Raw genomic sequence first — 9448 nt, 5'->3', positions numbered from 1 at the left:
TCAGAACCCTGAAAAGCAGTCTCCTGGATAACGCGCTGGTGCAGAGAAGCCGGAAAGTTGACCTGCTGGAACAGGAGGTATGGGGGATGTTACTGGCCTATAACCTGATATGACGCGAGGCAACAAGGGCGGCGGAGAAACATAAGAAAGCGCCCTCAGAAATAAGCTTTAAGTTCGCGTTCCAGTTTATCGCGACGGAAATGATAGTACTGGGAAATACGGTATCGCCGGGAACAATCCCGAGACGACTGGAGCACCTGCGAGGAAATCTGGAGGCAGTGTTCATAACAAAACGCCCCCGACCATCAAGGCCGAGGGCGGTAAAAATGTCAAAAACCCGCTATCCGGTGAACTCCCGTGCCGCTCCGGCGGGGTTTTTTCTGCTAGTTGCGCAGTCGAGGCGCCTGAAGCTGTTGGCGAATGGTCCTTGCCAGCTCGTCCATTGACGGCTGCTCCGGATGCTCATCGCTGGGCTCGCTGCTGAGCTGCGCTTCGGCAAGATAGGTATGAACGGGCTGACCATCCTCATCTTCCATCACCACATGATACCAGGGCAATGCCCGCAGCTCGTCGTTGGCCGCAATTTCGTCCTCCGCCGGCTCTGCAAGCGAATATTCTGGATCGATATCAACGACCACGCCGAGGAAGCCTAACAGAGTATGGCGAACCTGCTGGCCGATACCGAATTTGCTGGCAATCATAGGCACCTCCTGGGAAACGTGATTACCTGCGATATGCGGGCAACGTTGCGTTTTTCAAGTTACATGATGCGGCAGGCAAACCCTTTCAGATACAGACCTTCCGGGTAGGTTGCGATCACGGGATGGTCGGCCGCCTGGCGGAACTGTTCTATAAATTGTACATCACGCCCGGCGTCAATTGCGGCATCGGCGATGATTTTCTGAAATAAATCGGTTGCCATCAGACCCGAGCAGGAGAAGGTCAGGAGGATCCCGCCGGGATTGAGCAGCTGGATAGCCAGCATGTTGATATCTTTGTAGCCGCGGCAGGCGCCCATCAGCTGGCTTTTGTTCTCAACAAATTTCGGCGGATCCATCACGATTACGTCGAATTTTTCATTCTGATCGCGATACTTACGCAGCAGCTTAAAGACATCATCGCGGACAAATTCAGCTTTGGAGAGATCGAGCTGGTTCAGTTCGATATTCTGCTTCGCCACGTCCAGCGCTTCCTGAGAGGTGTCCACGCTGATTACCTGACTGCAGCCGCCCATCAGGGCAGAAACGGCGAAACCGCCGGTATAGGAGAAGCAGTTGAGGACGCGTTTGTCGGCAACATAGCGGCGGGTCGCCAGGCGGCTATCGCGCTGATCGAGATAGTAGCCGGTTTTGTGGCCGCCCTGAATATCCACCAGCAGCTGCATTCCGTGCTCGGTGATGGGCAGCAGCGCAGGCGGCATTTCGCCAGTAACCAGGCCCTGCGCCAGATCCAAACCCTCTTTTTTACGTACCGCGACATCGCTGCGATCGTAGATGGAACAGGTCGGGAACAGCGTTTGTAGCGCGCTAACGATGGAGGCGCGCTGATATTCTGCGCCAGCGCTAAGCAGCTGCAGAACGAAAAAATTGCCGAAGCGGTCGATAGTCACGCCCGGAAGCCCGTCAGACTCGCCGGCAATCAGACGATAGCTGTCGAGACCATCGCGCTCCGCCAGCCATTCGCGCCAGGTTTGCGCCTGCTGCAGACGGCGTTCGAAAAAGGCAATGTCGATTTCCTCGTTGCGGTCAAAGCTCCAGACGCGAGCGCGGATCTGCGACGACGGAGAGAACGCGCCGCGAGCAAGCCATTTCCCCTGCGAATCAACGATATCGATAGTTTCACCGGAACGGGCTTTACCTTCCATACGGGCGACGGCGCCGGAGAAAATCCAGGGATGGCGACGCAGCAGGGATTTCTCGCGTCCTTTGGTCAATACTAAGCGGGGGAAAATGGAATCTGTCATGGGGCTACCTTTAGCAACGGGAATGTCGGCACCGAAAAATGGCGCGTAGGTTAGCACATGTGGCCGCCGCAAGCACCATGCCCGCTGTGCAGGCAGGTGAGCGTTTCGGCACAAAACACAGGCACTTTGGCACAATAAAAATCACCCGCGGATCTTACAGTGTTTTCCTCAACCCAATGGAGGAAAATGCAATGAAAACAGGATTTGGCTTAACTGTGGTTTTACTGTTAGCGACGTGCGGCAGCGCGGCAGCGGCGCAGTTTCAGGTCACCAGCGGCGATATGCGGGATGAAGGGAGCCTCGCTCAGGTACATTGGTTCAGCGGTTTTGGCTGCACTGGTGGCAACGTCTCTCCGCAGCTGGCCTGGCAAAATGCGCCGTCGGGGACGCGAAGTTTTGCCGTAACCGCCTACGATCCGGATGCACCAACCGGCAGCGGCTGGTGGCACTGGACGGTGGTGAATATCAGCAGCAGCGTGACGAGCTTAGCCGCTGGTGCCGGAGATAAAAACAGCGCTAAACTGCCGGACGGAGCGGTTCAGGGGCGCAATGATTTTGGCTATGCCGGTTTTGGCGGCGCCTGTCCGCCCGCCGGCGATAAGCCTCACCGCTACCGCTTTACCGTGTGGGCGCTTGATACGCCGACATTACCCATTGATGCCCAGGCCAGCGGTGCGCTGGTCGGATTTATGTTGCACAGCCACGCTATCGCCAGCGCGCAGCTGACGGCAAGGGCAGGGCGCTAACCCCGTAAGGATGGCCAGATGCAGAATATAAACTTTCGCCATAATGCCTTAACCGCGGCGGAAATTACCTCCAGGCGCCTGTATAAATTGCATCGCGTGACGCTATTTACCCCCGCTCTGTGCCGGGTCAATCGCGGCAGCAAAATTATCGTTCAGGGCGTTAGCCAGATGCTGGCGACGCCGCAGCAGCTGATTATTCTGCCCGCCGATCTTGAGCTCGAGGTGATTAATCAGCCCGATAACGGGCTGTTTTGCTCCGATCTGCTCTCTCTGACGCCGGACCTGCTGGCGGATTTTAAAGCCCGCTATATGAGCGAGCCACAGCCCGGGCGACTCACCTCCCTGTGCGCACCGGCGACCCCGGACCTGTTATTTATGTGGCAAAACGTCCTGCAGGCGGTGCGCAGCGGGCTGTCGGCGGAGCTGCAGTATCATCAGGCTATGGGGCTGCTGCTGGCGCTGCATCAGGCGGGCTACGCCGGGCCGCTGCTCAATGAGCGCCAGCAGAACCTGAGCGGCCAGGTGCGGCAAATTATCATGCTGTCGCCCGCGCAGGCCTGGAGCGTCCCGCGGGTGGCGAAGATGCTGTTTCTTGGGGAATCGACGCTGCGCCGTCGCCTGCAGCAGGAAGATCAAAGTTTTCGCCAGATTGTTGAGGAGGTGCGTATGGCGTATGCCCTCGGCCAGCTACAATCGACCTCATTACCGATAGGTGAAATCGCCCTCAACAGCGGCTACCAGTCCGGCTCGCGCTTCACGGCGCGCTTTCGCCAGCACTATGGTCTGTTGCCGAAGCACGTACGCTAGCCAGAATTTGCTATTCTCAGCGTAGAGTTATTGGCAACAAAGGAGATCAATCATGGCGACACTCTGCACGATGGCATGGGTATATGGTTCAGTTCAGGGAGTTGGCTTTCGCTACACGACGCAGCGGGAGGCGTTACGCCTGGGGCTGACGGGCTACGCGCGCAATCTTGACGACGGCAGCGTAGAGGTTTTGGCCTGCGGCGAGGCGGATCAGGTGGCGGCGCTGGTGAGCTGGCTGAAGGAGGGCGGGCCTCGCAGCGCGCGGGTCGACCGGGTGCACACCGAGCCCCATCAGCCCACCAGAGAGTGGCAAAAATTCTCCATTCTGTACTAGATGCATTTCACCGGTTTGGGCAGCCCGGCAATTTTCGTTGCCTGTTTGGCGGGGCCTTTGGGGAACAGGCGGTAGAGATAGCGGCTGTTGCCTTTCTCCTCGCCGAACTTATTTGCCATCGCCTTCACCAGCATCCGAATGGCCGGCGAGGTGTTGAACTCCAGATAAAAGTCGCGGACAAAACGCACGACCTCCCAGTGCTCAGTCGACAGGACAATACCTTCCCGCTCGGCGATGGCGGTTGCCAGGGCTTCGCTCCAGAGGGTGGTATCCTTCAGATAGCCTTCGCTATCGGTCTCAATTTCATTGCCTTCAAAGATAAACATAATTCTTCACACACCGCTAAAACTGGCGGCAGTTTAGCAAAAAAAAAGGCCCCGCATAAGCAGGGCCCGAGAAGAACGCGAGAGAGATTAGTCTTTGCTGGCGAAGCCCAGAATGCTGAGCAGGCTGACAAAAATGTTGTACAGCGACACGTACAGGCTCACGGTGGCGCGGATATAGTTGGTTTCACCGCCTCGGATGATGTTGCTGGTTTCAAACAGGATGGCGCCGGATGAAATCAGAATAAACACCGCGCTGATTGCCAGATGCAGAGCCGGCAGCTGCAGGAAGATATTCGCCACCATACCGATCAGCACCACCACTACGCCTGCCATCAGCATTCCGCCAAGGAAAGACATATCTTTGCGGGTCGTGAGCACATAGGCCGAGCAGCAGAAGAACACCAGCGCCGTACCGCCCAGCGCCAGGCCGATCAAATCTCCCATGCCTGCTGACAGATAGGCGTTAAGCATCGGCCCAAGGATATAGCCCAGGAAGCCGGTAAAGGCGAAGGCCGCGAGGATGCCCGACGGCTTGTCGGCCAGCTTATAGGTCAGGAACATCAGCCCGTACATGCCGACCAGGGTCAGAATCAGCCCGGGAGACGGCAGCATCAGGACCGTGCTTGCCGTTGCCGTAATAGCAGAAAATGCCAGCGTCAGGCTGAGCAGGAAATAGGTGTTCCGCAGAACTTTGTGCGTGCTGAGCAGCGATGAACGGTCACGCGACGACGTAATTATACGATCCATGAGTCACTCTCTTATGACAGATGTTGTTAATAACGAAGCATAAAAAAACCACGCCAGAAGCCATAGTGCTTTTACCCATCTTTACTTAAACCTCAGCGCTTATGACCAGCATATTATTCTGATAAATGACGATAAGGCGGCGCGTTTGTGTGTTTGGCGTCAGGAGTCAGATCGGAATCTGATAGGTCACTGAAAAATATTGCGTTATGGCGATTCTATGGCTAAGTGTGGAGAGGGTACAAATGAAGCACTACAAAGGCAAGGGATATGAAATTACAAAAATATAACGACATCACGCAGGCGCTACTGATGGTGGGTTTACTCGCCGCAGCGGCGCCGACTCTCGCTGCACAGGTCCCGGCCGGCACCGCGCTGGCGGAGAAGCAGGAGCTGGTCAGAAATAACGGCAGCGAGCCCTCATCGCTGGATCCGCATAAAGTCGAAAGTGACGTTGAATTCAACATCATCAGCGATCTCTTCGAAGGGCTGGTCAGCGTCTCTGCGGAAGGCGAGATTCAGCCTCGTCTGGCGGCGAAATGGGAAAACAAAGATAACACCGTATGGACGTTCCATCTGCGTCCGGGCGTCACGTGGTCAGACGGGACCGCGATTACCGCCCAGGATATTGTCTGGAGCTGGCAGCGGCTGGTTTCCCCGGCGACGGCATCACCCTATGCCAGCTATCCGGGCAATATGCATATTGTGAATGCTCAGGATATCGCGCAGGGTAAAAAAACGCCCGATACGCTGGGCGTGAAGGCTATTGATGACGCCACGCTGGAAGTCACCTTAAGCCAGCCTAACGCTGCGTTCTTGCCGATGCTGGCGCACCCGTCTCTGGTGCCGGTTGATAAAGTGCTGGTCAATCGCTTCGGCGAGAAGTGGACTAAACCGGAGCATATGGTGACCAGCGGCGCCTATAAGCTGTCCCAGTGGGTGGTGAACGAGCGCATTGTGGCCGAGCGCAATCCGCGCTATTGGGATAATGCTGACACCGTCATCAACAAAGTGACCTATTTACCCATTAGCTCCGAGGCGGCTGACGTTAACCGTTATAAGGCGGGAGAAATTGATATCGTTTATACGGTGCCGATTAACCAGTTTACGCAGTTGAAAAAAACCATGGGCGATCAGCTGGATGTCTCCCCGCAGCTGGCGACTTACTATTACGAGTTCAATACCACTAAGCCGCCGTTTAACGATCCGCGAGTGCGGCTGGCGCTGAATATGGCGCTGGATAAAGACATCATCGCAGAGAAGGTCCTGGGGCAGGGACAGCGTCCGGCATGGTTAATTAGCCAGCCTGATATTGGCGGCGTAAAGCTGCATAATCCGGACTATGCTGGCTGGCCGCGCGACAAACGTATCGCCGAGGCAAAAAAGCTGCTGAGCGAAGCCGGTTATAATGATAGCCACCCGCTGGTGTTTAATTTGCTCTACAACACTTCTGAATCGCATCAGCGTGTGGCCATTGCCGCCAGTTCGATGTGGAAAAAAAACCTCGGCGTTGAGGCGAAGCTACAAAATCAGGAGTGGAAAACGATGCTCGACACCATGCATACGCATAATTTTGATGCGGTACGCTACGCGTGGATTGCTGATTACGACGATGCTGCCACCTTCCTCAATAACTTCCGCACCGGCGATAGTGAAAACACCAGCCAGTACAGCAACCCTGCGTACGATGAAGCGTTGCGTAATGCGGCCAAAGCGCCGGACGTGGCCACCCGCGGCAAATTTTATCAGCAGGCAGAGGATCTGTTGGGCAAAGATGTCCCGGCAGTCCCGGTTTACCACTATGTCCGTACGCATCTGGTGAAGCCGTGGGTAGGCGGATTTACGCCGGATAAGCTGGGGTATTACTTTACCCGGGATATGTACATCAAAAAACATTAACGCCGGGAGGGCGGTTGGCGCTGGATTTCTGCGCAAACCGCCTGATTTTCAGACGAATAACACGGTTTTGTTTGTTTTTAAGGCAGTTGAACAAAATCGTGCTTTACAGCCTGAATAGAGGTGTTTATAGTGCGCCCCATACCGGAAGCGTGGCCGAGCGGTTGAAGGCACCGGTCTTGAAAACCGGCGACCCGAAAGGGTTCTAGAGTTCGAATCTCTACGCTTCCGCCAAATAAAACAAGGGGTTACCGAAAGGTAGCCCCTTGTTGCTTTGGGCTCTTGGTATAGTGTTGGTATATTCACTTGGTATATTCCGGGCCTCCCCCTCTTTAACTATCATATCTTTTACATCATCAAGTTTATTTTCTTGATAGACTATCTGTAATTTCTTGAATGGATTGGTCAAGTATGCAGATGCCTGGATTAAGTTACGCCCATATACATGATTTCTGTATCAACTCAGTCCAAAGCGTCGCCGATAAATTTGGTTGGGGGCTAGGATATGGGAGGTTACGTCCAGATGATCTCCGCTTGCTTCAGACTGGTGCGTATGGAGATTTGCCATGGGTATGGGCCTTTGAGCAATACGGCAATCCGCTAAACGAGGACGTGCTCGACCTCTCAATGAGAATCAAAGGGATTGATGATGCATTCCCTGGTGGAGCAGCTTTATGTCGGATTGATCAGCGTCGACATCGGTTGGAAATTTGTATGGTGGAAAACTTTCTTAAAGGCAAAGATAGTCCGTTGACAAAGCGAGTTTGGCTATCCACACTGATTTTTGCTCACTCGATGGCAATGGCGACCAAGCATGACGAAGTGTACATTATGAATCCGAAGACTCGTTATCTACCGCTATACAGAAAATTCGGATTCTATGAGGATGCGTTTTGCATGCCACATTTATGTGCGGATCTCGTTGAAATTGAACAAGCCATTACCGATGAGATGACACGGAACATAGCTCGCTGAAAAAGTGCTTTCTCAATTTCTCGCATTTCCGCATTTTTCGTTGATTAGCAATTTGATAAAAATTTCCGCAAACCTTATACTGCAACCAACATGTTGACGTATCCGTCAACTGATTACGTAGTCATAAGGAATCGTCCCATGAGAAATCAAGAAGCTAAGTTCGATGTCGTCGATACGCTGGCCTTGATTGCACAGGCAACACAGTTCTGGCAGAGCTTGGATCCTCAAAAGCTTGAGGATATGTGTGACGCCGAAATGGATAACTCTGGTGCTCCTATAGAGCATAAAGCTGCCTGATGATATCGTTTCTTTGATTGAGCCCGCGACAGCGGGCTTTTTTGTGTATGTACTAATCTGGCTTATCTAGCGGAGGTACATCAAGAGACGGTGTTACTTTCACTTTTCGGTCGTATGTTGTTACCTGAAGTTCTGTCTTATGTCCGCTGAATAGCTGTTTGTCTCTACTACTACCCTCAAAGTCTGAAATCGCCTTTGCCTTGATATCATGAAAGGTACCGGGGATTGTTCGCCCCAGTTTGACTTCAGCTCCCCGCTTCGCATCATTCCACCATGTATTAAACGTTTTCCTGTTAAGCCTGCCACCTGATGGACTTGGGATCACGTAACCTGCAGTTGACCGGCCAACTAAATGGAGCTGAGCCATTTCGATTGCGTTGCGTAGGCGAGGTGACCATTCTTTAATCTGCTTTTTCCCTGTTTTGTTCTGTTCAATGAAAATTCCGCGTTCCATCAGGTCTGACACTTTTAAATCAAACACATCACCTTCACGTGCTGCGCACAAATATGAGATCTCCATTGCTACTTGAATCTCTGTGCGCGCATGCTGATAAATAGCTAGATAGTCCTCATCTGGAATGTATACATCTCTGTCTATGAGCGTAAATTTCCGGATGCCTTTACATGGGTTTCCTTTCACATACCCCCGTTCAAATCCCCAGCCATATACCCGAGACATACTGGATACTTCCTGATTAGCCTGGTTCTTGCTGCTTACGCCTCGACGGTCCATATAAATACGAACTTGCTCGATCTTTATATCGTCTGCTTTGACCTTTCCAAAAACCGGTAATAGCCTCCGCTCATGTTGCTGGTAGTCTTTCTGTGTTCGTTGCGCCAACTCGGTGAAGGTCGGGCTTTCCAAGAACATCCCCCATAATTTGGCGAAGGTCATAACGTCATGTCGTTTGGCTTTTTCTTCCTCGTATTTCCGCCAGAGCGCGGACATTGTTGTATCCCGGATTTTCCCAAGGGTGATGCTTATTTTTGTTCCCTTGGGCTTCCACACATAACTATATTTATTTTTGGTAACCCTGGGTGGCAGCTGTGCGTCCGCCGGATTTTTTCGTGGTCGTCCCATAAATGGCGTCGAAATTTGGTTCCGTTGCAACATACTCATCAACCTTTGGTAATTCAGTAATGCTCGGTTCCAGATATCTACGCAAAACTATTGGCCTGTTTCTCCCATCCGTAGTGAATGGGATGCCATGGCAGCGAAGTTGCCGCTGCTGTTCCGTGTAGCGTCTGTAACCAGTGATTTCTTCTATTTCCGCCGGTGACAGTGTTAGTGTTTGCATGGCTATCACCTCAGATAGCCAGCCAGTTAAAATTAACCGGCTGGTGGGGTTATCTCTGAAAA

At 53.1% G+C, this 9448-nt stretch carries 12 protein-coding genes, 1 tRNA gene and 1 pseudogene; 8 read left to right on the top strand and 6 right to left on the bottom strand.

All coding sequences use genetic code 11. From position 1 onward, the window contains the following. A pseudogene (locus tag GVK32_RS06470) lies at positions 1-368 on the top strand (IS4 family transposase); the annotation flags it as partial. A 15-nt stretch (positions 369-383) separates the two neighbouring features. On the opposite strand, the gene hspQ reads toward GVK32_RS06470, so the two are convergent. Further along, entirely contained in the window at positions 384-701 is a 318-nt protein-coding gene (gene hspQ / locus GVK32_RS06465; RefSeq protein ID WP_041144837.1) for a heat shock protein HspQ, read from the bottom strand. 59 nt (positions 702-760) lie between these two features. Then, positions 761-1963 carry a 23S rRNA (cytosine(1962)-C(5))-methyltransferase RlmI gene (rlmI, locus tag GVK32_RS06460; RefSeq protein WP_123707218.1) on the bottom strand — a complete coding sequence of 401 codons (1203 nt, stop codon included), beginning with the start codon at positions 1961-1963 and terminating at the stop codon, positions 761-763. Between the two features lie 191 nt (positions 1964-2154). Here rlmI and GVK32_RS06455 point away from each other — a divergent pair, with 191 nt between their 5' ends. The 3 genes from GVK32_RS06455 to yccX are packed head-to-tail and all read left to right on the top strand — an operon-like array spanning position 2155 to position 3850. Beyond that, positions 2155-2709, top strand: coding sequence for a YbhB/YbcL family Raf kinase inhibitor-like protein (locus GVK32_RS06455; protein WP_159867341.1), 555 nt, complete (start codon positions 2155-2157; stop codon positions 2707-2709). Positions 2710-2727: 18 nt separating this feature from the next. Further along, positions 2728-3516 carry a helix-turn-helix transcriptional regulator gene (locus tag GVK32_RS06450; RefSeq protein WP_159867338.1) on the top strand — a complete coding sequence of 263 codons (789 nt, stop codon included), beginning with the start codon at positions 2728-2730 and terminating at the stop codon, positions 3514-3516. A 52-nt stretch (positions 3517-3568) separates the two neighbouring features. Beyond that, complete coding sequence (gene yccX, locus GVK32_RS06445) at positions 3569-3850, top strand: acylphosphatase (RefSeq protein ID WP_159867335.1); 282 nt, start codon at positions 3569-3571, stop codon at positions 3848-3850. On the opposite strand, the gene tusE is transcribed toward yccX, so the two are convergent. Together tusE and yccA are read right to left on the bottom strand one after the other, a co-directional pair. Continuing rightward, the gene (gene tusE, locus GVK32_RS06440) at positions 3847-4176 is read right to left on the bottom strand and encodes a sulfurtransferase TusE (protein ID WP_041144842.1); all 330 of its coding nucleotides are present in this window, start codon (positions 4174-4176) and stop codon (positions 3847-3849) included. The genes yccX and tusE overlap by 4 nt on opposite strands. Positions 4177-4263: 87 nt before the next feature. Continuing rightward, positions 4264-4923, bottom strand: coding sequence for an FtsH protease modulator YccA (gene yccA, locus GVK32_RS06435; protein ID WP_041144843.1), 660 nt, complete (start codon positions 4921-4923; stop codon positions 4264-4266). 267 nt (positions 4924-5190) lie between these two features. Between yccA and GVK32_RS06430 the strand changes: the two genes are divergently transcribed. The 4 genes from GVK32_RS06430 (at position 5191) to GVK32_RS06415 (ending at position 8088) form a co-directional block, all read left to right on the top strand. Further along, positions 5191-6819, top strand: coding sequence for an ABC transporter substrate-binding protein (locus tag GVK32_RS06430; protein ID WP_159867332.1), 1629 nt, complete (start codon positions 5191-5193; stop codon positions 6817-6819). A 143-nt stretch (positions 6820-6962) separates the two neighbouring features. Continuing rightward, positions 6963-7050 (top strand) — tRNA-Ser (locus GVK32_RS06425). Between the two features lie 177 nt (positions 7051-7227). After that, positions 7228-7791, top strand: a complete 564-nt coding sequence (locus GVK32_RS06420) for a hypothetical protein (protein ID WP_159867329.1) — start codon at positions 7228-7230, stop codon at positions 7789-7791. Positions 7792-7929: 138 nt separating this feature from the next. Beyond that, a complete protein-coding gene (locus GVK32_RS06415; protein WP_155954098.1) occupies positions 7930-8088 on the top strand; it encodes a hypothetical protein in 159 nt (52 codons plus the stop codon). Positions 8089-8140: 52 nt separating this feature from the next. On the opposite strand, the gene GVK32_RS06410 is transcribed toward GVK32_RS06415, so the two are convergent. Both GVK32_RS06410 and GVK32_RS06405 read right to left on the bottom strand, forming a co-directional pair. Beyond that, entirely contained in the window at positions 8141-9169 is a 1029-nt protein-coding gene (locus tag GVK32_RS06410; protein WP_159867371.1) for a tyrosine-type recombinase/integrase, read from the bottom strand. Continuing rightward, a complete protein-coding gene (locus tag GVK32_RS06405) occupies positions 9108-9386 on the bottom strand; it encodes a DUF4224 domain-containing protein (RefSeq protein WP_114266318.1) in 279 nt (92 codons plus the stop codon). Before GVK32_RS06405 ends, GVK32_RS06410 begins: the two co-directional genes overlap by 62 nt. Between the last annotated feature and the right edge of the window lie 62 nt (positions 9387-9448).

The sequence above is a fragment of the Klebsiella sp. 18074 genome (assembly GCF_902705905.1).
Lineage (GTDB): Bacteria > Pseudomonadota > Gammaproteobacteria > Enterobacterales > Enterobacteriaceae > Klebsiella > Klebsiella terrigena.
This window is presented reverse-complemented; position numbering and strand designations above follow the sequence as displayed.